Below are 25,851 nucleotides of genomic sequence, written 5' to 3'. Positions count from 1 at the left end.
GTCTACCTCCATCCGGGCGGCGGTGACGAGAGTTACCCCCTCCGAGCCCCTTGTGACGAGGCACTCACCCCGAGCCGCCCCGTTCCGAAGATTGAATCCTGAGCCCGCGGTATCGGGGGCCATGCAGGTGTCCACCATCGGCGTCCACGAGTCCGTCGAACAGGTCTTCCCGCCCGGGGAATTGCGGGACGAACTCGCGGACCTCGACCAGACCGTCCGCGTCGTCGGCGACGACATCGGCGAGTGCGACGCAGTCGTCACGTTCGAACACCGCGAGGCGTTCCTCACGTCGGTCGACTGGGTCCACTCCATCCAGGCGGGCTACGACCGCTTCCCGGTCGAGGCGTTCGACGACGCCGGCGTCGTCCTGACGAACAGCACGGGCATCCACGGGACGAGCGTCGGCGAGACGGTGCTCGGGATGATGCTCGCGCTGGCGCGCCGCCTCCACGCCTACGCCCGCAACCAGACCGAGCGCGAGTGGGCCTGGCCGGCGTGGGACGAGCCGTTCACGCTAGCGGACGAGCGCCTCTGCGTCGTCGGCCTGGGCACGCTCGGGCGCGGCATCGCCGAGCGCGCCGCCGCCGTCGGCATGACGGTCGACGGGGTGCGCCGGACGCCCGACCCGGTCCCGAACGTCGACGAGGTGTACGCGGCCGACGACCTGCACGAGGCCGTCGCGGACGCCCGGTTCGTCGCGCTGGCGACGCCGCTCACGGAGGCGACGCGGGGGCTGATGGACGCGGCGGCGTTCGACGCCATGCGCGACGACGCCTACTTCGTCAACGTCGCGCGCGGCGCCTGCGCGGACCAGAACGCGCTCGTCGCGGCGCTGCAGGAGGGGTCGCTGGCCGGCGCGGCGCTCGACGTGTTCGAGACGGAGCCGCTGCCGGAGGAGTCGCCGCTGTGGGGGATGGACGACGTCGTCGTCACGCCGCACGCGGCGGCGGCCGAGCGCGACTATCACCGCCACGTCGCCGACCTGGTGCGCGAGAACGTCCGCGACGCCGCCGACGAGGGGTTCGTCAACCGGGTCGCCTGAACAGGGCGCATACCGAGGCGCTTTTGCCACCACCCTGCCAAGCGTCGCCCGTGCTGACGGTCGAGCTCCACACGCACTCCGAGCTCTCGCACGACGGTCGTGACCCCGTCGAACTGCTGCTGGAGCAGGCCGAGGCGGTCGGCCTCGACGCGCTCGCGGTCACCGACCACGACGAGATAGAGGCGAGTCTCCGGGCCGCGAAGTTGGCGTCGGACTACGGGCTGGTCGGCATCCCGGGCGCCGAGATAACCACCAGCGCGGGACACGTCCTCGGACTCGGGCTCGAGGAACTCGTTCCGGCCGGGCTCTCGTTCGGCGAGACGCTCGACCGCATCCACGACCAGGGCGGCGTCGCCGTCGTTCCGCATCCCTTCCAGAAGTCGCGGAGCGGCGTCGCCGCCAACGTCTCGCGGACCGAACTCGCCGAAGCGGACGCCATCGAGGTGTACAACTCGCGGCTGCTGACCGGGCGCGGCAACCGCCGCGCCCGCGCGTTCGCCGAGGCGCACGGCCTGCCGATGACGGCCGGCAGCGACGCCCACATCAGCGAGATGGTCGGCCAGGCCGTGACGAGGATCGATGCCGACGGCCGGAGCAGCGGTGCGATACTGGACGCCATCGCCGCCGGGCGGACCGTGACCGACGGCAAGCGGACGCCGTGGCACATCAGCTTCCGCCAGGCCGCCGGCGGGGCGAAGCGCCGCGTCATCAACCGCCTCGTCGGATTCTTCGGGTGACGGGGGCGTCGATGCGGGGCACCGACGCCGCGGTCGTCCGCCGGGCGGTCGACGAGGGCGACCCCCTCCCGGGGACGCGGGGGTTCGCCGGACGCCTGGCGGACGGCCGCCTCGTCAGGGACGTGCTCGGGCGGGTCCCACTGTTCTCCGAACGGACGGACCCGACGACGTGGAGTCACGACCCCACCGACCTCGACGACCCCGACCCCGTCCCCGCCGGACACGCCCGCACCCCTCTCGACGGGGACGGTAGTGACGAGCGGCTCTGGGACCTGCCCGACCCGCCCACGTTCGCGGACGAACGGGCGGCCGTCGCGGCCGTCCGCGAGGCGCTGGCGGCGAGTCTCGACGACCTGACCGCCGACGGGACCGCGGTGGCGTTCTCCGGCGGCGTCGACTCCGCGCTGGTCGCCGCCGCGCTGGACCTCCCGTGCTACGTCGCCGGGTTCCCCGGCAGCCCCGACCTGGTCGCCGCGCGGGAAGGGGCCGCCATGCTGGACTGCGACCTCCGGGTGGTCGAACTGGACCACGACGCCGTCGAGCGCGCCGTCCCGCGGGTCGCTCGCGCGACGGGACGGACGAACGCCATGGACGTCGAGATAGCCTTGCCGCTCCACCTGGCCGCCGAGCGCGCCGCTGCCGACGGCCACGACCGCCTCGCCGTGGGCCAGGGCGCCGACGAACTGTTCGGCGGGTACGACAAGGTGGCGCGCGTCGACCACCGCGTCGACGCCGACACGGTCCGCGGGGCGACCCGGGAGACGATACGGACGCTCCCGGAACAGTTGCCCCGCGACGTACTGGCGGTCCGTTCCGGGGGCGTCGAACCGGTCGCGCCGCTGCTGGACGACCGCGTCGTCTCGACGGCGCTTCGACTCCCGGGCGAGGCGCTGGTGAGCGAGCGCGGCGACCGGAAGTGGGCGCTGAGGCTGGCCGCGCGCGCGTTCGTCCCCGACCGGGTCGCGTTCCGGGAGAAGAAGGCGGTCCAGTACGGTAGCTTCGTCGCGCGCGAACTCGACAGGCTCGCCCGTCGGGCGGGATTCAAGCGGCGGCAGGACGACCACGTGACGGAGTACGTCCGGTCGCGAGCAAGTGAGGGAGGGCCGCAGTAGCCGGGGGATCAGGACGTGGATTCAGTGGTACCCGCGTCGTCGAGTTCCCGTTCGAGCCACGAATCGCGGTAGCCGATACAGAAGCACCCACACTCGGGACACTCCTGCCGGTTCAGTTCGTACGTCGAACCGCACGCCTTGCACTCGAACCGCTCCGGTTCCACCTCCGGTTCACGGTGGAATTCCAGCGCGGCCCGGCTGACAAATCTCATCTCCGAGTTGTCCCAACAGCCAGGAACGGTATTATTATACGCCGCCTAAAGGTCAATTCAGCGGCGTCTACCGGGAAATTACCGGATTCAGCTGTCGCAACGTCCGAACGATTGCCTGACACGTCCGACATCCCATTCCCCGTCTCACGGTCCGGTTCGTCCCGTACGGCCGTCTCGGTGACACGTCGCTGTGGCGAACCGCCACCCGGTCCGTCGGTCGGTGCCATGGGATACCCACACACGGCAGTGCCACCGCCGCGACCGCAGACGTCGTCGAGCGTGACGCGCGCTCGTCGCTGGCGCACCACGCGTCGCCCGTTCGAGGCCGCCGGCGGGCACCGGCGACGCGCGGGCTGGACGGGGAGAGACGGCCGTTAGGCAGGGCCTAATCGCGCGTGAGGAACGGAGGTGCGGAACGGAACTACTCGGACGTGGCTCCCGCGACCCGGATGGCTTCGACGCCGAGTTCGACGACGTCCGAATCGAAGTCGCCCGCGCGGAGGTCCGCGGGGGTGTACCAGTCCCAGGCGTCGGCTCCCTCCTCGCCGTCGGCGGGGTCGACGTCGCGATCCGGGACCGTCGCGTAGTAGACGTGGTCGACGTGCTGGTGGGCGGCCGTCCCGTCGAACACGTCGATGTCGTAGAGCATCTGCCGGCGGGGGCGGGGGAGCGACCGGCCCGCGTCGGCCTCGATGGGGTCCTCGTCGGTGACGATGGTCGGGGTGAGACCGGTCTCCTCGCGGCACTCGCGGACGGCCGTCTCGTGGGGGAGTTCGTCCCTGTCGACGTGTCCGCCGGGCGGCGTTCGGATGCCGAGTCGCCTGTGCTCGTGGAGGGCGGTCGCGCCGTCGTGGACGACGTAGACGGTCGCCGTGAAGTGACGGGTCGTCTCCATGCGGATGCCGTGTCGGAGCGGTGGCTTCCCGGTTACGGTCCGCACTCGCTCGGTCGGACCGACCGCTCCCGGTAGAAGAGTGTCGTCAGGGAGCGACGGTGCCGTCCTCGGCCTCGAGGAGTTCGTGGTAGCGGTTGCGGATGGTGACCTCGCTGATGCTGGCCACGTCGCTGACCTCGCTCTGGGTCACCTTCTCGTTGGTGAGGAGGGCGGCGGCGTAGACGGCGGCGGCGGCGAGGCCGACCGGCGACTTCCCGCTGTGGATTCCCTTCTCGGTCGCGGTCTCGAGCAGCGACCGCGCGCGGCGTTCGGTCTCCTCCGAGAGGTCGAGTTCGGAGACGAACCGCGGGACGTAGCTCTTCGGGTCGGCGGGTTCGATCTCCAGGCCGAGCTCGCGGACGACGTAGCGGTAGGTCCGCGCGATCTCTTCCTTCTCGACGCGGGAGACGCCGGCCACCTCGTCGAGGCTGCGGGGGTTGCCCGACTGGCGCGCCGCGGCGTACAGCGAGGAGGTGGCGACGCCTTCGATCGAGCGGCCGGGGAGGAGGTCCTCGTCGAGGGCGCGACGGTAGATGACCGACGCCGTCTCGCGGACGTTCTCGGGAAGGCCGAGCGCGCTGGCCATGCGGTCGATCTCGCCGAGCGCCTGCTTCAGGTTGCGCTCTTTCGAGTCGCGGGTGCGGAAGCGCTCGTTCCACTTGCGCAGGCGCTGCATCTTCTCGCGCTGGCGCGACCCCAGCGAGTTGCCGTAGGCGTCCTTGTCCCGCCAGTCGATGTTCGTCGACAGCCCCTTGTCGTGCATCATCGTGGTCGTGGGGGCGCCGACGCGGGACTTCTGCTCCCGCTCGGTGGCGTCGAAGGCGCGCCACTCCGGCCCGCGGTCCATCGCGCCCTCCTCGACCACGAGACCGCAGTCGTCACAGACGCGCTCGCCGCGCTCCTCGTCGGTTACCAGCGGCCCGCCGCACTCGGGACACCGCTGGCGCTCGTCGGCCGTTTCCTCGGTTCGTTCACTGCGTTCTTCGTCGGCGTTCGTTCGGATACGTGTGTCAGTCATGGGAGCGTGCGTTGGGAGCGGTAGAGAGCGTACGTCGGGTGCAGCGGAGCGTGGAGAGCGTGGAGAATTCGACAGACATATCCAGTATGTGTTCTTCGTACTTAAATCCGGTGGGTAAAGCAGAGATTCTCTCGCTCCGTTCGAGCCGGAATAATCGGCCGAGAGGGGCCGAGAGCAGCTGTTCCAGTATCTTCCGATTCCCCCGGTTACGGCACCATTTATGTACTGTCGTGCGGCCGCCGCGCGGGTCGGGTGTATCGAAACCCTTACCGCGCGTCCGGGGCTTCGTGAAACCATGAGCGACACGGCCCCAGGCCCCGACGAGGTCCGCTACGTCGCCCGACTGGCCCGCGTCGGCGTCTCCGACGAGGAGGCCGAGGAGTTCGCCGGGCAGTTCGCGGACATCCTGGGCTACTTCGAGACGCTGGACGAGGTGCCGGAGGTCGACCGCGACGCCGACCTCGTGAACGTCATGCGTGAGGACGAAGTGCGCGAGGGTCTCTCCCAGGAGGAGGCGCTGGCGAACGCACCCGAGACCGAGGACGGCTACTTCAAGGGACCGAACGTGTCATGAGCTCGAACGTCTTCATCACCGAGGAGACCATCGAGGGGAGCGAGGACGGCCCGCTCGCCGGGAAGACGGTCGCCGTCAAGGACAACATCAGCACCGAGGGCGTCCGGACGACCTGCGGGTCCGAGATGCTCGAAGACTACGTCCCGCCGTACGACGCGACGGTCGTCGAGCGCCTGACCGACGCCGGCGCGACCATCGCCGGCAAGGCGAACATGGACGAGTTCGGCATGGGGACGACCACCGAGACGTCGGCGTTCGGCCCGACCGAGAATCCCGTCGCCGAGGGGCGCGTCCCCGGCGGCTCCTCCGGCGGGAGCGCCGCCGCGGTCGCCGCGGACGAGACCGACCTCGCGCTCGGCACCGACACCGGCGGCTCCATCCGCTGCCCGGCCGCGTTCTGCGGCGTCGTCGGCATCAAACCGACCTACGGGCTCGTCTCGCGCTACGGCCTCGTCGCGTACGCGAACAGCCTCGAACAGATCGGCCCCATCGCGCCGACGGTCGAGGAAGCGGCGGAACTACTCGACGTCATCGCGGGCCCGGACGGCAACGATGCAACCACGCGCGAGGACGGTGCCGACTCGAACTACGCTGCCGCTGCGGACGGCGACGTCGAGGGGACGACAATCGGCGTCCCGACCGAACTCGTCGACGGGGCCGACGAGGGCGTCGTCGAGCAGTTCTGGGCGGCGATGGACGACCTGGAAGCCCAGGGCGCGACCGTCGAGGAGGTGTCGCTGCCCTCCGTCGAGCACGCCGTCGAGGCGTACTACGTCATCGCCATGTCCGAGGCGTCCTCGAACCTCGCACGCTACGACGGGGTCCGGTACGGCCACTCGGGCGGCTACGACGGCAACTGGAACGAGACGTTCGCGAAGGCCCGCGAGAAGGCGTTCGGCGACGAGGTCAAGCGCCGCATCCTGCTCGGCACCTACGCGCTGTCGGCTGGCTACCACGACAAGTACTACAAGAAGGCCCAGGACGCCCGCGCGTGGGTCAAGCAGGACTTCGACGAGGCGTTCGAGGACGTCGACGTGCTGGCGAGCCCGACGATGCCGACGCCGCCGTTCCCGATGGGCGAGAGCCTGGACGACCCGCTGACGATGTACCTCGCGGACGCGAACACGGTGCCCGTCAACCTGGCGAACCTGCCTGCCATCTCCGTGCCGGCCGGCGAGACCGACGGGCTACCGGTCGGCGCGCAGTTCATCGGCCCGAAGTTCGGCGAGGAGACCATCGTCCGGGTCGGCAGCGCCCTGGAGTGACCGCGCTCCCGGTGTTCGACACACGGTAACCTGCAACACCGCGACTGATTCCTGTGGCACCGGTTTGCGGCCCCGACGCCGAGAACGGGGCGTGAGGACACCTACCGCCGGACATGGCAACATACCCGACAATGTTTAATAGGTTGATTTCGTACGCCAAGACGTAATGTCGGAAGTCTGCTCGACGTGCGGGCTGCCCGAGGAGCTCTGCGTCTGCGAAGACGTCGCGAAAGAGTCCCAGCAGATCACCATCCGCATCGACGAGCGCCGTTACGGAAAGGAAGTAACGATCATCGAAGGATTCGACCCCAAGGACGTGGACCTGGACAGTCTGTCCTCAGATCTGAAATCGAAGTTCGCCTGTGGCGGGACTGTCGAAAACGGCCAGATAGAACTCCAGGGCAACCACACCGGACGCGTCGAGGATTTCCTGCGCGATAAGGGATTCAACGTCGCCTGACCTCACGTCGACTCTGCCGCTCTCGCGGGGTGAAGAGCGCCACGCGGCTCTCTAACTAACTCTCGCCGGTCGAAAGCCCGAAAAGTGGCGACGCTCGCGGGACTACGGGCGTCCACGGCCCATTGCGCGTCTACGGCCCACGGAGCGTAGCGGCCGCCGTCTCAGAACGGGGCGTCGGACGCTGCGTCCGAGGTCGGCTCGTCGCTCGACGCGACGTCCGCGTCGGACTCGAGTTCGTGGTCCCACGCGTCGAGTCCGCCCGCCATGCTCTCGACGCGGGCGTCGTCGGGGACGCCCTCGTAGGACCCGATGAGTCGGGCCGCCTGGACGCTGGACTTGCCGTGCGGGCAGACGGTGACGACGTAGCTCGCGCCGTCGAGCTCGTCGATGCGACCGGGGAGCGCGTGGAAGGGGATGCACTCGCTGCCCGGAACGTGGCCGGTCTCGAACTCCGCCTCGGAGCGGATGTCGACGACGCGGACGTCCTCGCCGTCCTCGAGGAGTTCGTACACCTCCGCCGGAGCGATCTCGCCGTCCATCGACGGGCGATTGGGGAGCCGGCCGAATAAACGCCCCGGTCGGCACGGATTCGCCCACGTCGACCGCGGACGATGCGAGCCGGCGCGCCGTCGTTGGCCGAGCGCAGACGTGCATACCCCCTGACACCGATGTAACGACGACCACCGTCGCCTGGTCCGGCGAGTATTCAACCATCCCGGAGTTCACCTGTGTTTTATCCAAATTCTTGCATCGGGAATTTCGTCTCTGATAACGGTAGGAATTTAAAGGGGTGTCGACAGTAACCGTCATGGAAAACCCCGAGGAGATTTTCGGGAACTCTAGCCGGTCGAAGCAGATCGACGCGAGGGGACAGCTAGAGAACATCGGAATGGACGAAGACGAGATCGAGTGGCGGAAGGACTTCCTGAACATCGACGACGAGGACGCCGAACGGCTCGCCGAGATGCGCGACATGCTGATGGCGAACCGTGAGGAAATCGCCGAACAGTTCTACGACAACCTTCAGCAGTACGACCAGACGATGGAGATCCTGGAGTCGTCCTCGCGGTCCGTCGAGTCGCTGAAGGAGACCCAGGCGGCCTACCTCGTCTCGCTCGCCGACGGCGAGTACGGCGAGGAGTACGTCCGCAACCGCGCGCGCATCGGCAAGCTCCACGACATGATCGACATGCCGCTGAAGCACTACATCGGCCAGTACGGCGTCTACTACGACCTCATCCTGCCGCTGCTGTCCGGTCGCCTCGCGGACCAGGTCGAGGAGATGGTACGCGAGCGCGTGTCGTCGCACGCCGCCGACGGCGGGCAGGCGGCGGCCGCGGGCACGGACGTGGACGCGCTCGTGGACGACCTCCGGTCGGCCGTCGACGACCGCATGAACGACGCCCTCTCGCTGTTGCGTCTCATCAACTTCGACATGCAGATCGCCGCCGACACGTACGTCCACTCCCACTCCGAGGAGATGCGGACGGAGATCGAACACTCCCGCGAGATGCGGGAGGAGACGGCGTCGACCATCGTCGACCTCCACGAGTCCGCCGAGGAGGTCGCCGAGAGCTCCCAGGAGATCAGCGACCTCACCGGCGAGCAGTCCGAGAAGATGGACGACGTCGCGAAGGAGGTCGGCACCCAGAGCGCGACGGTCGAGGAGATCGCCGCCAGCGCCGCCGAGGTCGAGGAGCAGAGCCAGGAGGCGCGCGACCTGGCCGAGGAGGGGAAGGAGCTCGGCGAGAAGGCCATCGCGGCGACGGAGTCGACCGACGAGGCCCGCGAGAGCATGGTGCAGGACGCCCGCGCGCTCCAGGACGCCGTCGAGGAGATCGGCGACGCCGTCGAGATGATCAACGACGTGGCCGACCAGACGAACCTGCTCGCGCTCAACGCCTCCATCGAGGCGGCGCGCGCCGGCGAGGCCGGCGACGGGTTCGCCGTCGTCGCCGAGGAGGTGAAGTCGCTCGCCGAGGAGTCCCAGGACCGCGCCGCCGAGATAGAGTCGATGGTCGGCCGCATCGAGCAGCGGACCGGGAGCACCCTCGACAGTCTCGAGGACAGCGAGTCGTCGATCGAGGAGACGGTCGAGGCGGTCCAGGAGACGAGCGAGAAACTGGAGCGCATCGTCGAGGCGGCGACCGAGACGGCCATCGGGATGGAGGAGATAACGGAGGCGACGGACGAGCAGGCCGCGAGCACCCAGGAGGTGGCGAACATGATCGACGAGGCCGCCGCAACCGCGACGCAGGTCTCCGAAGAGGTGACGACCATCGCCAGCACGAACGAGGAGATGGCGAACACCCTCAGGGACCTGGACGAGACGGTCGAGCAACTTGGAGAGAAGTCGACGGACACCGACCGCATCTGACGCTCGTTCCGCGAACCTGGCCGAACCGCTATCCTTTTTCCACCCTGATTCTTAACAGGGTTATGACCAACCAACAGGGTATCGTGATGGAAGCGACGGAGCGGACGGCGTTCCTCCGTGAGATGGGGTACGGGACGCTCGCCCTCGCCCGGGACGACGAGGCGTACGCGATACCGATGTCGTACGGCTACGACGGCGACCGCCAGTTCTTCTTCCAGTTCGGCAGTCTCGACGGCGGCACGAAAGACGAGTTCCTCGAGACGACGTCCCGCGCCCGCCTCGTCGTCACCGAGATGGACGGCGTCCACGAGTGGCGGAGCGTCGTCGCCGCCGGGGCGCTCACGCCCGTCCCGGACGTGGAGTCGGCGGAGGCGTTCGAGCGACTGGCGACCGACGCGTCGATACCGCCCCTCCGGGCGTTCGGGGCGCGCAGCGAGGACGTCGAGTTCGAACTCGTGCGGATGAACGTCGACGAGCTGACGGGCTACCAGGGTACGGCCTACGACGCCGCCTAGCCGGTGTTCTTCATCCCGGCCGCGACGCCGGTGACCGTCAACCGGAGCGCCCGCTCCTCCGCCGGCGTCCGGTGGGTTCGCCCCAGGAGGTCGGCCTGCAGCAGGTTCAGCGGGTCGACGTACGGGTTTCGGCGGTCGAGGCTCTCGCGGAGCCACTCCCGCGCCAGCAGGTCGTCGCGGCCGACGATGGCCGTGACCAGTTCGACCGCGCGCTCGTACTCCGCGCGGAGTCGCGGGAAGAACTTCTCGTCGAGGTCGTCGGAGGCGAGGTCGGCGTACTCGGCCGCTATCTCGAGGTCGGTGCGGGCGAGCGCCAGCGCGGCGTTCTCCAGCGTCGTGCGGAAGAACGGCCACTCGGCGTACATCTCCTGGAGCCGTTCGAGGTCGCCGCCGCCGTCGAGGTAGGCGTCGAACCCGGACGCCAGCCCGTACCAGCCCGGGAGGATGCAGCGGGTCTGGGTCCACGAGAACACCCAGGGTATCGCGCGGAGGTCCTCGACGGTGCGCTCGCCCGACCGCGAGGCCGGCCGGGACCCGAGGTTCAACTGTTCGATGACCGTGATGGGCGTCGTCTCCTCGAAGTAGCGGACGAACCCCTCCGATTCGAGGAGGTCGCGGTACGCGACGCGGGCGCTCTCGGCCGCCGTCGACATCGCGTCGACCCACTCCTCGCGGGGGGCCGTCCGCTCGTCGCTCACCGCGCCGTACCGCGCCCGGATCTGGGCGTTGAGCATCTGTTCGAGTTCCCGCTCCGCGACGGCGGGGTTGGCGTACTTCTCGGCGATGGACTCGCCCTGCTCGGTGAACTTCACCTGCCCGGAGACGGTCTCGGGCGGCAGCGCCAGCAGCGCCTCGTTCATCGGGCCGCCGCCGCGGGAGATGGAGCCGCCGCGCCCGTGGAACAGCCGCAGGCGGACGCCGTACTCGTCGCAGACGGCCGCGAGGTCGCGCTGGGCGCGGTTCAGCTCCCAGTTCGCCGCGAGGAAGCCGTTCTCCTTGTTGGAGTCGGAGTAGCCGAGCATCACCTCCTGGGTCCCGCCGCGGACGTCGAGCGCGGCGGCGTACGCCTCGTTCTCGAACAGGGTGGCGAGGAACTCCTGGGCGCTCGCGAGCGCCGACTCCGTCTCCAGCAGCGGCGCCACGTCGATGCCGCAGTGCCCCGGCAGGTCGACGACGCCGGCCTGGTCGGCCAGGAACAGCACCTCGAGGACGTGGCTCGGCTCCTCGGTCATGCTGATGCAGTAGGTGTCGATGGCGTCGGTGCCGTACTCGCGCTGCCACTCGCCCAGCCGCTCGAACAGCGTCAGCACGCGTGCGGCGGTCTCCGAGAGGCCCTCGCCGTCGAGTGAGATCACCCGTTCGTCGTCCAGGATGGCCTCGGTGAGCAGCTGTTGGCGCTCCCCCTCGTCCATCGCCGCGTAGTCGACACCCTCCCGGGCGAGCGCCTCGTCGACCGCCATCTCGTGGTTCTCGCGGTGGTCGCGCAGGTCGAGGTTCGCCAGCGAGAGGCCGAACGTGTCGACCTGGCGGGCGAGCGGCGTCACCTCCGCGGCGACGACGTCGTCCAGGCCGGCGGCCCGGAGACCGTCGGCGACGGCGTCGAGGTCCGCCAGCAGTTCGTCGGCGTCGTCGTACCCGCCCGGACGGACGCTCCCGACGCGGTCGACGCGCTCCAGCATCACCGCGAGCTTCTGGCGGTACGGCTCGTCGGGGTAGCGCTCCTGCACGGCCTCGGCCACGCGCGGCAGGTGCTCGCGGTCGGCGTCGAGGCTCGCCTCGAACGCGTCGCTCGTGGGGATGCGAGCGCCGTCCTGGCTGAGGACGCCGATGAGCCGCTCCAGTTCGGAGCGGTAGCGCTCGCAGGCGATCTCGCGCTGGCGGTCGAGCGTCTCGGCGGTCACCTCGGGCGTGACGTAGGGGTTGCCGTCGCGGTCGCTGCCCGCCCACGAGCGGAACTCGAAGAGCTTGGGGACGTCGGCGTCGAAGTCGTCGAACGCCTGCCCGAGCTCCTCGTACACCTCGCCGACCACGTCGAAGAGTACGTTCTCGAGGTACCACTGGACGTTGCGCGCCTCGTCGGCCACCTCGGGCTGGCGTTCGCGCACCTGCCGGGTCGTCCAGAGGCCGACCACCTCGGCGTCGAGGCGACGCTCCAGGCGGCGCTGCTCGCGCTCGGTGAGCCGGTGTTCGTCGAGCGTCTCCAGCAGGTCGGCGACGGTGCGCAGCTTCGCCTTCACCGTCTTCCGGCGCGCCTCCGTCGGGTGCGCGGTGAAGGTCGGTTCGACGAGCACGTCGTCCAGTAGCGACTGGACCGTCTCCGTGTCGGCGTCCGACGCGGCGAGTCGCTCCGCGGCGGCGCGCACGTCGTCCGGCAGCGTCCCCGACTGGCGGCCCTCCCGGATAGCCCGCACGCGCTGGCGCTCCTCGGCGAGGTTAATGAGCTCGAAGTAGAGGGCGAACGCGCGCGCGACGGCCACGGCCCGGTCCGACGACAGTTCCGCGACGGTCTCGCGGACCGCGTCGCGGGAGTCGGCGTCGCCACGCCGGTAGTCGATAGCCGCAGTGCGAAGCGTCTCTACCGTCTCGAACGCCTCGGAGGAGGCGTGCTGCTCGAGCGCCTCCCCGAGCATCGTGCCGAGCTCGCGGACGTCCTGGCGGACGTCCCTGGCATGCAGTTCCATGCCAGAAATTTACACGGGCAGGAGGAAAAAATCTGCGTCAGAGCAAATATTGCGAGCGTTCGTCACTCAAACACAACTGGTCATCTACGACACCATTCTGGCAGGTGACCTCGAGCGGCACAGACAACGCCGAACGTCCACCTCGTCGCACGTCAGGGACCACAGGAGAAACGGGGCTACGCGTACTCCCGCCAGCGGTAGCCACACTCCTTGCACTTGAAGAAGCGCGTCGGCGGTTCGTCGGCAGCGCCGGTCTGCTTGATGGTGTACCACGCCTCGCCGTGGCCGCACTTCTCGCAGGTCACGTCGTCGGCGGTCGGCTTGCCCTCGAAGTTGGCGTTCTCGTCGGTCTCGATGACCTCGTCGCCGGTCTGCTCCTCCGTCGAGACGAACTCGGCGGCCTTCTCCTCGTCCTTGCCGACCGTCGCCTGGCAGTCGTCGTTCGTGCAGATCATCTTCGACCCCATCGACTTCATCATGGAGCCACAGTCGTCGCAGAACTGCATACCGGGCCGTAGTCGGTCCGTCCTCAAAAGCGCCACGTACGCGACCCGAACGCTGCAACCCGAGTGAACGCCAAGATAGTGTTGCAATCGTATCGGGCGGCTACTGGACCAGTTTCGAACACCCCGAAAGCCCCCGCGTGCTCGACGCCGGGGACTCGCTGCGCTCCTCGGTCTTCGACCTGCGGTGCTTGCGTCGTCCGGGCACGTCGAGCACGCGGCCCCTTTCAGTCCCACCCGTTCCGGCTGGCCGGGAAAGCACACGGGTGGGACTGAAAGGGGCTGGCGGCTCCGGGAAGACGGGCGACGTAAGGACCGCAGCGGAGCGAGGACCGCAACGAGCCCCTCGACCGGAGCCGCCAGGGGCTTTCGGGTCGTTCACGGCCGTCGTTGATTTCTCACACGCAGAGTCGTTCCCAGCATCGTCTTCGAGCGTACTCATCGTCTTCGAGCGTACTGGTGGTGTAGCGCGGAAGCCCGAAGACCTAATCGACGCGACGCCGTGCCGGCGGCATGGAACTGGCCGAACATCTTGCGGAGTTCACGCGGCGCGACTGGCAGACGGTCGACGTCCCCGACGAGCCCGTTCGGTTCGCGCTCGTCGGCCTGGGGTGGTGGGCGCGCGAACAGGTCGTCCCGGCGCTCGCGGCGAGTGACTACTGCGAGGTGGGAGCGGTCGTCAGCGGGTCGTCGTCGAAGGCCGAGCGGGTGCGCGAGCGGACGGAGGCCGAGCGGGCGCTGGACTACGAGGCGTACCACGACGGCGAGGGGACGGACGCCTACGACGCCGTCTACGTCGCGACGCCGAACGCGACCCACCTGGACTTCGCCGCGACGGCGGCCGACCACGGCAAGGCGGTCCTCTGCGAGAAGCCGATGGAGGCGACGGTCGAGCGCGCCGAGCGGCTGGTCGAGCGCTGCGACGCTGCCGGCGTCCAGTTGATGGTCGGCTACCGGATGCACGTGGAACCGGCCGCGCGGCGCATGCGGGAGCTGGTGCGGGACGGGTTCCTCGGCGACCCGGCGCTCGTCGAGGGGGCGATGTGCCAGGACGTGTTCGCGACGGTGTCGCCGGACCCCGACCAGTGGCGACTCGACCCCGACCTCGCCGGCGGGTCGGCGCTCGTCGACCTCGGGGTGTACCCCCTGAACACGGCGCGGTTCGTGCTCGACGCGGACCCGACGCACGCCCAGGGGACGACCGCGAGTCCGGACGAGGCGTTCGCCGGGGTGGACGAGCACGTCTCCTTCGAGGTCGCGTTCGACGACGGGGTCGCGGCCGCCTGCGTCGCCAGCCAGTACGCCCAGCGGCGCGACCACCTCACCGTCACCGGAACGGAAGGACGGGCCACGCTGAAACCGGCGTTCTTCGGAGAGGCCCAGTTGACGGTCGAGCGCGACGACGCCGAGGCGGCGTTCTCGGTCGAACCGGTGGACGAGGTGCGCGCGGAGTTCGACTACTTCGCCGACTGCCTGCTCGACGGGCGCGACCCCGGCCCGGACGGCGAGCACGCACTGGTCGACGTGCGGACGACGACGGCGATATACGAGTCGGCGGACGCGGGCGAGCGCGTCGCGGTGACGTCCTGACGGCTCGAGGACCCCTGACGGCTCGACGGCAGCGCCAGCCGTCGGGAGAGCGGAGAAGACGACGACGGCGGACGCCAGCCACCGCCCAGGGTTAACTCGGATAAGAATAAATCTTTTGCGTGTGGGGTGACAACGGTCGGGTATGCAAGCAGTCGCACTCCGCCGGGGGTCGTCGTCCCCGGAACTCGTCGAGAAGCCGCGTCCGGTTCCGGACGACGGCGAGGCGCTCGTCCGGACGCTCCGCGTGGGCGTCGACGGCACGGACCACGAGATACTGGCGGGCCATCACGGCGAGTTCCCGGCTGACGCCGACCACCTCGTCCTCGGACACGAGGCGGTCGGCGTCGTCGCGGACGCCAACGGAACGGCGCTGTCCGAGGGCGACGTGGTCGTGCCCACGGTCCGACGACCGCCCGCCGACGGCCCGACCGAGTGGTTCGACCGCGGGCAACCGGACATGGCGCCGCCGGACGAGACCGTCGAGCGCGGCATCTCGGGGGCGCACGGGTTCATGAGCGAGTACTTCACGAGTCCCGCGGAGTACCTGGTCCCCATCCCCGCGGACCTCGCGGAGTGGGGCTTCCTCGTCGAACCCGTCAGCGTCGCCGAGAAGGCACTCGAACTGGCCGACGCCTCGCGGTCGTCGTTCGACTGGCGGCCCGAGTCCGCGATGGTGCTCGGCAACGGGAGCCTCGGACTGCTCACGCTGGCGATGCTGGGCGACCGCGTCGAGCGCACCTACTGCCTCGGACGGCGCGACCGCCCCGACCCGACCGTCGACGTCATCGAGGCGCTCGGCGGCACCTACGTCGACTCCCGGGAGACGCCGGTGTCGACGGTCCCGGACGCCCACGAGGCGACGGACCTCGTCTTCGAGGCGACGGGCTACGCGCGACACGCCTTCGAGAGCGTCGACGCGCTCGCGCCGAACGGCGTCGCGGCGCTGCTGGGCGTCCCCGACTCGTGGACGTTCGAGGTCGACGGCGGTGCCCTCCACCGCGAACTGGTGATGACGAACAAGGCGCTCGTCGGGAGCGTCAACTCCGGTTACCGCCACTTCGAGGCGGCCGTCGAGACGCTGGCGGACCTGCCGGCGTGGCTGCTCGACGACCTCGTCACAGAGGTCGCGGACCTGGAGAACGTCGACCGCGCGTTCGCCGACGACGAAACGACAATAAAGACGGCCGTGAAATTCGATAACCAATGAAGAACGTAGACGACCTCATAGAGAGTGCGGCAGAGCTGGCCGAGGGCGGCCTGTCGAAGGGAGAGATCGCCGACGAACTGAACGTCTCGCGCGAGACCGCCAGCTGGCTGGTCGAGCGCAGCGGAACGGCGGCGACCGCGAGGGACGAACCGGCCGGCGGCACCCAGGACATCCACGTCGACTGGAGCGCAGTCGGGCGGGACAGCGCCCGCCTCGGCCACGTCGGCGCGGCAATGGCGGACCTCCTGTCGAAGCACGGCGAGGAGGTCGACCTCACCATCGGCATCGAGAAGGCCGGCGCGCCGCTCGCGACGACCGTCGCCCGCGAACTCGACACGGACCTCGGGACGTACGCTCCCCGCAAGCACCAGTGGGAGGAGGGCGACATCGAGGAGTACGGCGGCAGCTTCTCGCGCAACTTCGCCCAGATCCGCGACCGGGACTGCTACGTCGTCGACGACACCATCACGAGCGGGACGACGATGACCGAGACCATCGAGGCCATCCAGGACCAGGGGGGCAACCCCGTCGCCTGCGTCGTCCTCGCGGACAAGCAGGGCATCGACGAGATCCGCGACGTCCCGGTCTACTCGCTCGTGCAGGTCATCGGCGTCGGCAGCGAGGAGTGACGGCGAGGGAAGAGCCGTCCGCGACGGCCCCGTTCCGGCGATAGAAACGCCCAGAGACGCCAGTAATCTTTCCGTTTAGCCCTAAAACCAACCGTCTGTGTGGTAGGTGTTGGCACTACGTTTATAACTTGTGTCCGTGACAAGCGATGTATGTCAGGGGCCGGAGAAAAAAGCGGGCGGGCGTCACAGATCGACGGACAGGACCTTCTCGGGGACATCGGCATCGACGAAGCGGAGATTCGGTGGCGCAAGGAGTACACCGGGTTCGACGCCGAGGACGCACGACGGCTGGACGAGATGTCGGGTCTGTTCGACGACGTCAGCGAGGACCTGGTCGAGCGGTTCTACGCGCACCTCCAGCAGCGCGACGAGACGGTAGCGTTCCTGGAGAAGTCGACGCGGTCGATGGACCAGTTGAAGGCGTCCCAGGTCGAATACCTCCGCGGCCTCGGCCGCGGCCGCTACGACGAGCGCTACTTCGAGGGACGGGCCCGTATCGGGAAGATACACGACCTGCTGGACCTGGGACCGAAGATCTACCTGGGGGCGTACGCGGTCTACTACGAGGGCATCCTCGAGGCCATCGCGGAGGACGTGTCGGCGGCGTACGGGAGCGGCGGTGGCGACGACGCGGTCGAACTCGCCGTCGAGGAGACCGTCGAGCGCGCGATGTCGGTGCTGCGGCTCATCAACATCGACCAGCAGGTGGCGATGGACACGTACATCCACTCGTACAACCAGACGGTCGAGGGCGAACTGGCGCGACGCGCGGAGGCCACCCGCGAGATAGAGGAGTCGGTGTCGGACCTCCACGAGTCGGCAGGGGGCGTGGCGGACGGGACCCAGGAGATCACCGACCTCGCCGACGAGCAGTCCGACGACATGGGGTCGATAGCGTCCGAGGTGTCCAGTCTGAGCGCGACGGTCGAGGAGGTCGCGGCCAGCGCCGAGGAGGTCAAACGCGAGAGTCAGGAGGCCGAGGAGCTCGCCCTCGACGGCCAGGAGTCGGCCGGCGACGCCATCGAGGTCATGACCGACATCGAGGAGGCGAGCGAGCAGGTGTCGGACGACATGGACGACCTCCAGACCACCGCGAACGAGATAACCGAGATCGCCGACGTCATCAACGACATCGCCGACCAGACCAACCTCCTCGCGCTCAACGCCAACATCGAGGCGGCGCGCGCCGGGGAGGCCGGCGACGGGTTCGCCGTCGTCGCCGAGGAGATCAAGGGACTCGCCGAGGAGTCGAAGGCACAGGCCGGGCGCATCGAGGGGATGATCGACGAGATGCAGGCGAACACCGAGGAGACGGTCGAGAGCCTCCAGGAGACGGACGAGCGTATCGACCGCGGCATCGAGCACATCGAGTCGTCGCTCCGCCAGCTCGAGGAGATCGTCGACGCCGTGCAGGCCACCGCGGACGGCCTGGAGGAGGTCGCGACGGCGACCGACGAGCAGGCCGCCAGCTCCGAGGAGATCGCCGCGATGGTCGACCAGGCGTCCGAGAAGGCGGACCTGATATCCGACTCCGTCCGCGAGATCGCCGCCGCGGCCGAACAGCAGACCGCGGAGTGCAGGCAGATCGAGCGGTCGCTGGAACGGCTGAACGAGTGACGGGAGGTGGGCGAGCGGAGCACGTTCACCTCGACCGGCGGTGCAGGTGCCCGTAGCGACGAAGGCAGACGGCCGTAACGACGAAGACAGGCGCTCGTACCGACGAAGCGGTCGCAACTTCTTTGCGTTGGGAGCGCTAACGTAACCGTATGACGTTCACGCCTGGCGAGGAACTGAGCGAGGACGACGTCCGCGAGCGCGTCGACACGGCTCTGGAAGAGGAGGACGTCGTCCTCTTCATGAAGGGCACGCGGATGATGCCCCAGTGTGGCTACTCGCGACGTGCGCTCGAACTGATCGACCAGCACCGCGAGGAGGAGTTCGAGACCGTGGACGTGCTCGAGAACCTCGAGGCGTACCGCGAGGTCCTGGCGGAGCACAGCGACTGGGAGACCATCCCCCAGACGTTCGTCGACGGGGAGTTCGTCGGCGGCAGCGACGTGCTCGCGGAGATGGCCGAACGCGGCGACCTCGCCGAGACGCTCCGGACCTGACGCCATGCCGACGACGAGCCGAAGGGCAGGCCCTATAAGTTCGGACCGCGTACTGTACCGTGAACAGCCGATGGGAGACGGACCACAGCATAACAAATGAGCCAGGTATACAGACTGCACTCGACGCTCGAACTGCCGCTGGAAACGGTGTACGATTATTTCGAGGACGACCCGGATCTTCCGGGCGCCATCGACAGCGTCGACATCACGCGGCGGAACAACACGCTCATAATCAGCGCCGTCTCGACCGACGAAAGCATCAGCAAGTACACGCCGACGGCGCAGTTGAAGGCGAGCGTGACCGAGACGCGAGTGTTCACGGAAGAGGAGGAAGAGTTGCGCAACCAGCCCCAGTGGGGCAACGAAGAGGAAGAGGAGAACGAGGAACCGCTGGGCGAACTCATCGAGGTCGCCGCGTTCAAGGGCGACCGCGAGACCGTCCTCCAGAACAGCGCGCTCCAGTACCCCATGTTCGAGGTGCTCTGCGAACTCGCCCGCGAAGCCGACAAGGGGACGCTGACCGCCATCGCGGAGATCGACGAGGAACTCGAAGCGACCCGCATCGTCGACGGCGAGGACCGCCCCGCGACCATCGAGGTGGTCGAGGGACCGAGCAGCGACAGTTCCTCGAGCGGCGGCGTCGACTGGCGCGACAACAAGTTCATCTCCTGAACGTCGTCGGACCGATTTTCGTCGCCGGTTCGAGAACGGCACCCCTCCGATAGCGACGTGTCGACTGACGGGACGTCGAACAGTCGGACACCGACGAGTCGGCGGCCACCAGTGAGCGGTCAGCGACCAGCAGCGAGGCCGCCGCCGTCGGCACCCACGTCCACGGTCGAGAGCACGGAACGAAGAGCCGGTCTCCCTGTGCCACCGGGTCCCCGCGTCCCCCGGAACGCTTACCCCGCCCCCGGGAGACGTATCGCGCATGTCAGAGTGGGACACCATCCGACTCGAGATAGAGGACGACGTCGCCACGCTCACCGTCGACCGACCGGACCGGCTGAACGCCGTGAACGTCGCGACGCTGACGGCGATGAAGGAGGCACTCGCCGAGGCAGCCGAACAGGAGGCGCAGGTGGTCGTGCTCACCGGCGCCGGCGAGGACGCGTTCGTCGCCGGCGCGGACATCGGGTACATGCAGGACCTCTCGACGCCGGAGGCGCAGGCGTACGCGGAACTCGGCCACGAGGTCGCCGACGCCTTCGAGACGTTCCCGGGGCCGACCATCGCGGCCATCAACGGCTACGCCTTCGGCGGCGGCTGCGAGCTCGCGCTGGCCTGCGACCTCCGCGTCGCCAGCGAGAACGCCGTCCTCGGCCAGACCGAGATCGACCTCGGCATCGTCCCCGGCTGGGGCGGCACCCAGCGCCTCGCGCGGCTCGTCGGCGACGAACTCGCACGCCGACTCGTCTTCTTCGGCGAGCGCGTCGACGCCCAGGACGCCCACGAGATGGGCCTCGTCGGTGACGTGGTCGCCCACGACCAGCTCGACGGCTACGTCGCGGACATGGCCGCCGACCTCGCCGCGAAGCCGACCTACGCACTGGAGGCGGCCAAGGAGGCGCTGAACCAGGTGCAAGAGGGCGACCTGGACTCGGGGCTGCGCTACGAGCGCCGGCTCTGGAGCTCGCTGTTCGGCACCCACGACCAGCGCGAGGGGATGGAAGCGTTCGTCGAGGACCGCGAACCGGAGTTCGAGTAGCGTCAGTCCTGCGGCGCGGCTCCCGGTTCGGTCGCGCCCGGCGTCACCGTCTCTTCGACCTGCGAGTAGACGAGCACCGCCGCGAGCGCCGCCAGCGTCGCGCCGAACGCGAAGGGGGCGACGAAGCCGTGGGCGACGAGCGCGCCGGAGGCCAGCGGCCCGACGGCGGTGCCGAGCCCGAACGCCATCGTCAACACGGAGAGCTGGGTGCCTGACTGGCCCTCGCGGGCGAGGTCGCCGGCGAGCGCGAGCGCCGGCGCGAACACCAGCGCGCCCGCGACGCCCGGGGCGACGTAGACGGGGAGGACGACGATGAGAAAGAAGTTACCGACGGCGTCGGCCATCCGGGCCAGCGCCAGCGCGAGCACGCGCCGGTCGATCGCCAGCACCGAGCGCATCGTCCGTAGTTGCGGCGCGGCAGTGAAGACGGTGGGGGTGAGGCGGCCCTCGGCCGGTCAGTCCCCGGCGGTCGCCTCGCGTATCTCGGCGACGGTCGCGGGCGTCTTGAACGTCGTCCCGCCGTAGTGGGTGCGCGAGGCGGGGAAGCCGGCGTCGCGAAGGCGCTCCAGGAACGCGTCCATGCCCGAGGCCTCCCGGGTCCACTCCTTGCAGAGGCGGTGCTGGTCGTAGTGGGTGGGCTCGTGGAGTTCGCCGGCGAGCGTCGCCAACAGCTTCCGGGCACGCTTGGCGGTCGCCATGTCGTCGGTGACCTGCTCGCGGACGGCGTCGACGAAGTCGGCGTCGTGGGCCGGCCCGAGCCACAGCGGGCCGGCGGTGAGCATCCGGTTGCCGCCGCACGCCGGACAGGTGTCGAGCGGGTTTGCGATGAGTCCGAACTCGTGCTCGCGGTGGAGGCAGTCCTCGCAGTGGTAGACGTGGCCGAGCCGGTCGACGGCGTCGTTGGCGTCGGTAGCGCTGTGGTCGAGTTCGAGGTAGGTACGGACGTAGTGGTTCGTCGCGTGGGTCAGCACGGGCGTGACGCCGACGTCGTAGCGGGCGGCCGTGCGCGCCATCGCCGACAGCAGGACGCGCACGCCCATCTCGGCGTGGTAGTCGGTGTTGCGCGGGACTGCGCCGTACTTGCGGACGCCGCTGTCGAAGTGGGCGCCACAGAGCGGCGCGGTGTCGGTGGCGGTCACGCAGACGAGGTCCCGCGTGTTGGCGAACGCGGCGTCGGCGAAGGGCACCGGCGTCCCGAAGGGGTCGACGTCGACCACGTCGAAGACCGACTCGTGCATGAGCGCGTTGGCGTTCCGGTGGACGACCTCGCCGTCGAGGTCGTTGCGCGCGAGGTTCTCGCGGCAGAGGTCGACGGCGTCGGGGTCGATATCCGCGCAGGTGACGTCCCACCCCGCCGCGGCGGCGCGGACGCCGCGGATGCCGGAGGCGGCCATCGCGTCGAGGTACGTCTCCGCGCGCGGTTCGCGGTCCTCGTAGGCCCGCAGCACGGCGACCGTCACGTCCCGGTTGAGCTCCTGGACCGGGTTGAAGAACACCTCGTCGCCGATTCCCTCGCTCCCTTGCTCGGGGACCTCGACCTCGACTCCTCCCTCGCGGACGTTCATGTACACGGGTCGACGGTCCGGGGCGAAAAGAGATGCGTTTGCCAGCGAGCGGGCGGAACCGCTCCCGGGGCGACCGGAACGCGTATGTCGCGCCCGTTCGAACGCCCCGCTCGTGCTCCCGGCGACGCGTCCGTCCGGCCTGCGGGTTCGCGAGGAGGTGCCAGCGTGAACGCCGTCGAAGAGTGGCAGGCCGACCTGGACGACGCCGGGGAACTGACGCCGGAGGTCGTCCAGCGCATCCTCGCCGTCCACGGCGACCGCGGCCAGCACGCCATCGAGGCGGTGACGGAACGGCGCGTCAAGCAGTACCGCGACTTCGTCGTCGTCGTCGGCTACGAGGACGAGTACGTCGTCGAGGACGGCTGCACCTGCAAGGACAGCGAGTACAACATCGACCCCGACGACCCCACCGAACAGTGCTGGCACGTCCTCGCGTACGAGATCGCCCGCCGCGTCGACGCGATGGACGACCACGACATGTGGTACTCGGACGTCCGCGACTTCCTCTGACTGCTCCTGACGGACGGCGATGGCTGACGGACGCCGATACCGTTCCGACTACTCCTGACAGATGTCGACGAAATTCCGGAGAATCTGCAGTCCCGTCTCCCCGCTCTTCTCGGGGTGGAACTGCGTGCCGAAGACGTTGCCCGCCTCGTTGGCGACGACGCTCGGGAACGCGCCGTCGGTGCGCGCGTCGTCGCTCTCACCGTAGGTGGTCGTCGCCACGACGGCGTCCCCGTCGTCCGGGACCGCGTAGTAGGAGTGGACGAAGTAGGCGTAATCGCCGTCGACGCCGTCGACGATGGGATGGTCGCGCTCGACCGAGAGGCGGTTCCAGCCCATGTGGGGCACCGTCAGGTCGCCCGAGAAGCGGACGTTCGTCCCGGGAATCAGGTCGAGGCCGCGGGCGTCGCCCTGGCCCGTGCGCTCGGCTTCCTCGCTGGACGTGAGCAGCATCTGCATCCCGAGGCAGATGCCGAACAGCGGCGTGCCGCGCCCGGCCTCCTCCACCAGCACGTCGCGGTACGGCCCCGCGTTCTCGACGCCCTCGCGGAACGCACCGACGCCGGGCAGGACGACGCCGTCTGCGGCTTCGAAGTCGTCGGGGTCGTCGGACACCTGGACGGTCGCCCCGGCGCGTTCGAGGCCGCGCGAGACGCTCCGGAGGTTCCCGAGCCCGTAGTCGACCACGACGACCGACGCGGTCTCGGCCTCCCGTCGCTGTGAACTGGCGCTCATGCGACGACCTAGTGGGACCGCGGGCAAGTCGCTTTCCGTTCCGGCAGTTGTCCTGCGCGGGCCGTGGGTGGCTCCGGGGCGCGCCATCGCCGCATCGTTCCCGCGTGGTCAGATATAAATGAGTGGTCGCGGACCGTACTACCATGTGTCCCCCGAGCAGCGGTTCCCTCTCCCGGCGCGGCCTGCTCACCGCCGCCGCGCTCGGCGCGGCCGGCCGTGGTGCCGCAACAACGACCAGCGAGACGACCACCACGACCGGCGGGTCGGCCCCCGAGACGCGGTGGTCGGTCAACGAAGAGAACGCCGAGCTGGTCTATCCGCCGACCGTCGACGGCGGACTGGCCCACGCCGTCGTCCGGTTCCAGACCGACGGCGGGTTCGAGAATCGGAGCGAGGGCGCGGAGATGCGCGCGTTCGACCTCGATAGCGGCGAGACGAAGTGGAAGAAGGCCCTCGGCGGCTTCGGCGCGTTCCACGAGCGGGGCGGCGACCGCGTGTACGCCGTCGGCACCGTTCGCGACGACGACCAGACCACCGCCACTCTCTACGCACTGGACGCCGACAGCGGCAGCGTCGAGTGGGTGAAATCGGCCGAGCGTTTCGCGGGCGTCCCAACGTTCGTCGACGGGACGCTGTACGTCGCCCGGTCCCGGGCGCTCGTCGCGTACGACGCGGCGACGGGCGAGGAGCTGTGGACCTTCGACGGACCGGCAGGGGTCAGAGCGTCGAACATGGGTTCGCCTCTCGTATACACCGACAGGGCGGTGTTCGTCGGCGAACGAGGGTCCGGCAACGTGTACGCCGTCGACCGGAACGACGGGACGGAACTGTGGCTGGCGGAGCCGGAACACTTCGACGGCCCGCCGGTCGCTACCGACGGCGAGCGCGTGTACGTCTGGGAGGAGGGTGGCGGCGGCGTGGCCGCACTCGACGCCGGAGACGGCAGCGTCGAGTGGACGCTCACCGTCGACGGCGAGTCCTACTGGTACCCCGGGCGACTCCACAAGGGGACGATGTACGTCTGGGGGACGGCGCTGCACGCCATCGACGTGGCGGACGGGACGGAGCGGTGGCGGTTCGAACTCGACGATGCGACCCAGGAGCAGAACGTCGGGTACCGCCCACAGGTTGCGAACGGGACGGTGTACGCGCCGACGCGGCTGGGAACCATCTACGCGCTCGACCCGTCGGACGGGAGCGAGCAGTGGTCGTTCGAGACGAAGCGCCGGATGAACGTGCTCTGGGGCGAGGTCGCCGGCGGGACAGTCTACGCACCGGGCGGCGGGTACCTGTACGCGCTCGACGCCGACGACGGCGACCGACGGTGGCGGTACACGGTCGGGGGCCCCTGGGAGTCGGACGACACGACCGACCCGGCCCAGGAGGAGCGCCCGGAATCCCGCCCCGACGTCGTCTGGACCGAGGTCACCGGGGAGACGATACTCCTGGGAACCGACGAGGGCGGCATCTACGCCCTCGAACGCAACCGCCCGTTCCTCGCGGCCACGGTCGACGACGCCACCGACTTCCTCTCCTCGGGGACGGGGATGGCGCTCGCGGGCGTCGTCGGCGGCGCGGGCGTGCTGGCCGCCTATCGCCGCCTCGACGCCGGCGGGTCGGACGACGACCCGGCCGCTGTCGGGGAGCCGTCGCCGGAACCGGAGTTCGGGACGCTCGAACGGGTGCGGGCGGGACCGATGACCGATACGTACCGGGTGCGCGAGCGGACCGAGGACGGCCCGCGCCTCGTCGCCGAGACGCGACTGACCGACCCCGAGCACGCCGAGTCGTTCCTCGCGGCGGTCGAGCGCTGGGCGGCGATGGCCGACCGGCCGGGCGTCGTCCCCGTGCTCGAGTACGGCGAGGACCCGGAGCCGTGGGTCCGGACGCCGTACTTCGAGCGCTCGCTCGCGGACGCCGACGACCTGTCGGTCGCGGAGCGCGTCGACGCCGTGTCGGCGGCGAACGCGGCGGTCCACCGGGCGCACGGCGACGGCGTCGTCCACGGCGGCGTCGACCCGTCGACAGTCCTGTTCGACGACCCGACGGCCGCGGCGGTGAGCGACTGGGAACTCGCGGCGGCGCTGGACCGGCCGTCGCCGTACGCCGCGCCGGAGGAAGACGCCGACGACCCCGACGAGAAGACCGACCAGTACCGCCTCGGCGCGACCGCATACCACGCGGTGACGGGCGAGCCGCCGGCGCTCGACGAGGACCTGACGCCGCCGAGTCGGGTCGACCCGACGCTCCCGGAGGAACTGGACGACGTGCTCGCCACCGCGACCGCGGCCGACCCCGACGACCGCTACGACTCGGTCGTGAAGTTCGACGACATGCTCCGGTGGGCCGCCTTCCGCGCGTAGGTCGGG

Annotated in this window: 25 protein-coding genes and 1 pseudogene; 17 read left to right on the top strand and 9 right to left on the bottom strand. The window is 69.5% G+C overall.

Features of this window, described 5'->3' with window-relative positions; all coding sequences use genetic code 11:
- Window positions 1–121: 121 nt before the first annotated feature.
- The 3 genes from ddh to NKT36_RS11975 are packed head-to-tail and all read left to right on the top strand — an operon-like array spanning window position 122 to window position 2,891.
- Window positions 122–1,042 carry a D-2-hydroxyacid dehydrogenase gene (ddh, locus tag NKT36_RS11985; RefSeq protein ID WP_327051284.1) on the top strand — a complete coding sequence of 307 codons (921 nt, stop codon included), beginning with the start codon at window positions 122–124 and terminating at the stop codon, window positions 1,040–1,042.
- Window positions 1,043–1,092: 50 nt separating this feature from the next.
- Window positions 1,093–1,779 carry a PHP domain-containing protein gene (locus NKT36_RS11980; RefSeq protein WP_327051283.1) on the top strand — a complete coding sequence of 229 codons (687 nt, stop codon included), beginning with the start codon at window positions 1,093–1,095 and terminating at the stop codon, window positions 1,777–1,779.
- Between the two features lie 11 nt (window positions 1,780–1,790).
- Entirely contained in the window at window positions 1,791–2,891 is a 1,101-nt protein-coding gene (locus NKT36_RS11975) for an asparagine synthase C-terminal domain-containing protein (protein ID WP_327051282.1), read from the top strand.
- An 8-nt stretch (window positions 2,892–2,899) separates the two neighbouring features.
- Here the strand turns inward: NKT36_RS11975 and NKT36_RS11970 are convergent, their stop codons facing one another.
- The 3 genes from NKT36_RS11970 to NKT36_RS11960 all read right to left on the bottom strand — a co-directional run bounded on the left by NKT36_RS11970 (window position 2,900) and on the right by NKT36_RS11960 (window position 5,055).
- Window positions 2,900–3,103 carry a hypothetical protein gene (locus NKT36_RS11970; RefSeq protein ID WP_327051281.1) on the bottom strand — a complete coding sequence of 68 codons (204 nt, stop codon included), beginning with the start codon at window positions 3,101–3,103 and terminating at the stop codon, window positions 2,900–2,902.
- Window positions 3,104–3,524: 421 nt separating this feature from the next.
- Window positions 3,525–3,998 carry an NUDIX hydrolase gene (locus NKT36_RS11965; RefSeq protein WP_327051280.1) on the bottom strand — a complete coding sequence of 158 codons (474 nt, stop codon included), beginning with the start codon at window positions 3,996–3,998 and terminating at the stop codon, window positions 3,525–3,527.
- Between the two features lie 85 nt (window positions 3,999–4,083).
- Complete coding sequence (locus NKT36_RS11960; RefSeq protein WP_327051279.1) at window positions 4,084–5,055, bottom strand: transcription initiation factor IIB; 972 nt, start codon at window positions 5,053–5,055, stop codon at window positions 4,084–4,086.
- Between the two features lie 295 nt (window positions 5,056–5,350).
- Between NKT36_RS11960 and gatC the strand changes: the two genes are divergently transcribed.
- The 3 genes from gatC to yciH all read left to right on the top strand — a co-directional run bounded on the left by gatC (window position 5,351) and on the right by yciH (window position 7,354).
- Complete coding sequence (gene gatC, locus NKT36_RS11955) at window positions 5,351–5,629, top strand: Asp-tRNA(Asn)/Glu-tRNA(Gln) amidotransferase subunit GatC (protein ID WP_327051278.1); 279 nt, start codon at window positions 5,351–5,353, stop codon at window positions 5,627–5,629.
- Window positions 5,626–6,894, top strand: coding sequence for an Asp-tRNA(Asn)/Glu-tRNA(Gln) amidotransferase subunit GatA (gatA, locus tag NKT36_RS11950; RefSeq protein WP_327051277.1), 1,269 nt, complete (start codon window positions 5,626–5,628; stop codon window positions 6,892–6,894). Before gatC ends, gatA begins: the two co-directional genes overlap by 4 nt.
- A 166-nt stretch (window positions 6,895–7,060) precedes the next feature.
- Entirely contained in the window at window positions 7,061–7,354 is a 294-nt protein-coding gene (gene yciH, locus NKT36_RS11945; RefSeq protein WP_327051276.1) for a stress response translation initiation inhibitor YciH, read from the top strand.
- Between the two features lie 161 nt (window positions 7,355–7,515).
- Here yciH and NKT36_RS11940 read toward each other — a convergent pair whose 3' ends face one another.
- The gene (locus NKT36_RS11940) at window positions 7,516–7,893 is read right to left on the bottom strand and encodes a rhodanese-like domain-containing protein (protein WP_327051275.1); all 378 of its coding nucleotides are present in this window, start codon (window positions 7,891–7,893) and stop codon (window positions 7,516–7,518) included.
- 269 nt (window positions 7,894–8,162) lie between these two features.
- Between NKT36_RS11940 and NKT36_RS11935 the strand changes: the two genes are divergently transcribed.
- Window positions 8,163–9,731, top strand: coding sequence for a globin-coupled sensor protein (locus tag NKT36_RS11935; protein WP_327051274.1), 1,569 nt, complete (start codon window positions 8,163–8,165; stop codon window positions 9,729–9,731).
- Window positions 9,732–9,793: 62 nt separating this feature from the next.
- The gene (locus tag NKT36_RS11930; RefSeq protein ID WP_327051273.1) at window positions 9,794–10,246 is read left to right on the top strand and encodes a pyridoxamine 5'-phosphate oxidase family protein; all 453 of its coding nucleotides are present in this window, start codon (window positions 9,794–9,796) and stop codon (window positions 10,244–10,246) included.
- On the opposite strand, the gene ppc is transcribed toward NKT36_RS11930, so the two are convergent.
- Window positions 10,243–12,927: a phosphoenolpyruvate carboxylase gene (gene ppc, locus NKT36_RS11925; protein ID WP_327051272.1), complete on the bottom strand. Its 2,685-nt coding sequence runs from the start codon at window positions 12,925–12,927 to the stop codon at window positions 10,243–10,245. The two genes, NKT36_RS11930 and ppc, sit on opposite strands and share 4 nt — an antisense overlap.
- Window positions 12,928–13,103: 176 nt before the next feature.
- Entirely contained in the window at window positions 13,104–13,433 is a 330-nt protein-coding gene (locus NKT36_RS11920) for a transcription factor S (protein ID WP_327051271.1), read from the bottom strand.
- Between the two features lie 510 nt (window positions 13,434–13,943).
- Here NKT36_RS11920 and gfo6 point away from each other — a divergent pair.
- From gfo6 to NKT36_RS11885, 7 genes are all read left to right on the top strand, one after another.
- On the top strand, window positions 13,944–15,020 hold the full coding sequence (gene gfo6 / locus NKT36_RS11915; protein WP_327051270.1) for a D-xylose 1-dehydrogenase Gfo6: 1,077 nt from the start codon (window positions 13,944–13,946) through the stop codon (window positions 15,018–15,020).
- 142 nt (window positions 15,021–15,162) lie between these two features.
- Window positions 15,163–16,227: a glucose 1-dehydrogenase gene (locus NKT36_RS11910; protein ID WP_327051269.1), complete on the top strand. Its 1,065-nt coding sequence runs from the start codon at window positions 15,163–15,165 to the stop codon at window positions 16,225–16,227.
- A complete protein-coding gene (gfcR, locus tag NKT36_RS11905; RefSeq protein ID WP_327051267.1) occupies window positions 16,224–16,856 on the top strand; it encodes a transcriptional regulator GfcR in 633 nt (210 codons plus the stop codon). The genes NKT36_RS11910 and gfcR overlap by 4 nt, the downstream gene beginning before the upstream one ends.
- 150 nt (window positions 16,857–17,006) lie before the next feature.
- Window positions 17,007–18,473, top strand: a complete 1,467-nt coding sequence (locus tag NKT36_RS11900; protein ID WP_327051266.1) for a globin-coupled sensor protein — start codon at window positions 17,007–17,009, stop codon at window positions 18,471–18,473.
- Between the two features lie 149 nt (window positions 18,474–18,622).
- The gene (locus NKT36_RS11895) at window positions 18,623–18,967 is read left to right on the top strand and encodes a glutaredoxin family protein (RefSeq protein ID WP_327051265.1); all 345 of its coding nucleotides are present in this window, start codon (window positions 18,623–18,625) and stop codon (window positions 18,965–18,967) included.
- Between the two features lie 96 nt (window positions 18,968–19,063).
- Window positions 19,064–19,639 (top strand): DUF7110 family protein, encoded by a 576-nt coding sequence (locus tag NKT36_RS11890; RefSeq protein WP_327051264.1) that lies wholly within the window; start codon window positions 19,064–19,066, stop codon window positions 19,637–19,639.
- Window positions 19,640–19,898: 259 nt separating this feature from the next.
- Entirely contained in the window at window positions 19,899–20,675 is a 777-nt protein-coding gene (locus NKT36_RS11885) for an enoyl-CoA hydratase/isomerase family protein (protein ID WP_327051263.1), read from the top strand.
- A gap of 2 nt (window positions 20,676–20,677) precedes the next feature.
- Here NKT36_RS11885 and NKT36_RS11880 read toward each other — a convergent pair.
- Both NKT36_RS11880 and NKT36_RS11875 read right to left on the bottom strand, forming a co-directional pair.
- Window positions 20,678–20,983, bottom strand: a pseudogene (locus tag NKT36_RS11880) (MFS transporter); the annotation flags it as partial.
- A gap of 147 nt (window positions 20,984–21,130) precedes the next feature.
- Entirely contained in the window at window positions 21,131–22,240 is a 1,110-nt protein-coding gene (locus NKT36_RS11875; RefSeq protein ID WP_327051262.1) for a tRNA (guanine(26)-N(2))-dimethyltransferase, read from the bottom strand.
- Between the two features lie 165 nt (window positions 22,241–22,405).
- Between NKT36_RS11875 and NKT36_RS11870 the strand changes: the two genes are divergently transcribed.
- Complete coding sequence (locus tag NKT36_RS11870) at window positions 22,406–22,750, top strand: hypothetical protein (protein ID WP_327051261.1); 345 nt, start codon at window positions 22,406–22,408, stop codon at window positions 22,748–22,750.
- A 48-nt stretch (window positions 22,751–22,798) separates the two neighbouring features.
- Here the strand turns inward: NKT36_RS11870 and hisH are convergent, their stop codons facing one another.
- Window positions 22,799–23,482 carry an imidazole glycerol phosphate synthase subunit HisH gene (gene hisH, locus NKT36_RS11865; RefSeq protein WP_327051260.1) on the bottom strand — a complete coding sequence of 228 codons (684 nt, stop codon included), beginning with the start codon at window positions 23,480–23,482 and terminating at the stop codon, window positions 22,799–22,801.
- 143 nt (window positions 23,483–23,625) lie between these two features.
- Here hisH and NKT36_RS11860 point away from each other — a divergent pair, with 143 nt between their 5' ends.
- Window positions 23,626–25,845 (top strand): outer membrane protein assembly factor BamB family protein, encoded by a 2,220-nt coding sequence (locus tag NKT36_RS11860; RefSeq protein ID WP_327051259.1) that lies wholly within the window; start codon window positions 23,626–23,628, stop codon window positions 25,843–25,845.
- Window positions 25,846–25,851: the final 6 nt, after the last annotated feature.

It is taken from the genome of Halomicrococcus gelatinilyticus (assembly GCA_024227995.1).
Taxonomy (GTDB): domain Archaea; phylum Halobacteriota; class Halobacteria; order Halobacteriales; family Haladaptataceae; genus Halomicrococcus; species Halomicrococcus gelatinilyticus.
Note: the sequence above shows the minus strand (reverse complement) of the source record. Positions and strands in the feature narration are given on the sequence as shown.